This is a genomic window from Pseudomonas sp. EGD-AK9, from assembly GCF_000465935.2.
In the GTDB taxonomy this organism is placed as follows: domain Bacteria; phylum Pseudomonadota; class Gammaproteobacteria; order Pseudomonadales; family Pseudomonadaceae; genus Aquipseudomonas.
The window spans coordinates 1-1,037 of sequence record NZ_AVOF01000641.1 but is presented as its reverse complement, the minus strand read 5'-3'; the positions used below and the strand labels follow the sequence as shown (position 1 = coordinate 1,037).

Genomic DNA, 1,037 nt, shown 5'->3' with positions numbered 1-1,037 from the left:
CCTGCAGCGCCCGCAGCAGGTCGGCGGGGGTCTCGGCACTGGCGAACAGGCTATCCGGCAGGCGCACGCCGAATTCCTGCTCGATGCGCGCCCACAACTCGGCGCGGGCCAGGCTGTCCAGGCCCAGATCGCGATCCAGCACGCTGTCCAGGCCCGGTTGCAGCGCAGTCGCGGCCTGCGGGCGCAACTCGCTGACGGTGTGCCGCACGATCTCCAGCAGGCGCTCCACATCCCTTTCGCAACCCGGCGCGGCCTTGGTTGACGGTGGCGGACGAGACATCGGCGACCCTCACAGGTTGTGTAGGTCAGTGGCCATTATGCGCCCAATAGGCAAGATGGGCGTTCCGCCTGACGAGACGGCCACCCCCGGCTAGGCTTGCAGCTACCAACGCGATGAAAGAGAGAGCCGCATGCCAAGCAGTCTCGCCCCCGGCGTACGCCGCCGAGAAGTCTGGGCCTGGGCGATGTTCGACTTCGCCAACTCCGGCTACACCACGGTGGTGATCACCGCGGTGTTCAACGCCTACTTCGTCGCCGTGGTGGCCGGCGGCCAGCCCTGGGGCACCCTGGCCTGGACCAGCGCAATCGCCCTGTCCTATGCCCTGGTCATCCTCAGTGCGCCGCTGCTCGGCGCCTATGCCGACGCCCTCGCCTGCAAGAAGCGCCTGCTGCTGGTCAGCGCCCTCGGCTGCATCCTGTTTACCGCGGGGCTGGCACTGGCCGGGCCGGACACGCTGGTCGTGGCGCTGATCTTTATCGTGCTGTCGAACTTCTGCTTCGGCACCGGCGAGAACCTGATCGCCGCCTTCCTCCCCGAACTGGCCCGACGCGAGGCGCTGGGCCGGGTCTCGGGCTGGGGCTGGGGCTTCGGCTATATCGGCGGGCTGGTCAGCCTGGGCGCCTGCCTGGCCTACGTGACCTGGGCGCAGGCACAGGGCCAAAGTGCCGAGCAGTTCGTGCCGGCCTGCATGCTGATCACCGCGGCGCTGTTCGCCATCGCCTGCACGCCCACCTTTCTCTTCCTGCGCGAGCGCAGC

General features: G+C 68.7%; 2 protein-coding genes. One reads left to right on the top strand and one right to left on the bottom strand.

Features of this window, described 5'->3' with window-relative positions; translation table 11 throughout:
• A partial coding sequence (locus N878_RS22070) for an acyl carrier protein (protein WP_031303728.1) occupies window positions 1–229 on the bottom strand: 229 nt, incomplete at its 3' end.
• Window positions 230–410: 181 nt separating this feature from the next.
• On the opposite strand from N878_RS22070, the gene N878_RS22065 reads away from it, so the two are divergent.
• Window positions 411–1,037: MFS transporter (locus N878_RS22065; protein ID WP_036988621.1), on the top strand; the 627-nt coding region annotated here is incomplete at its 3' end.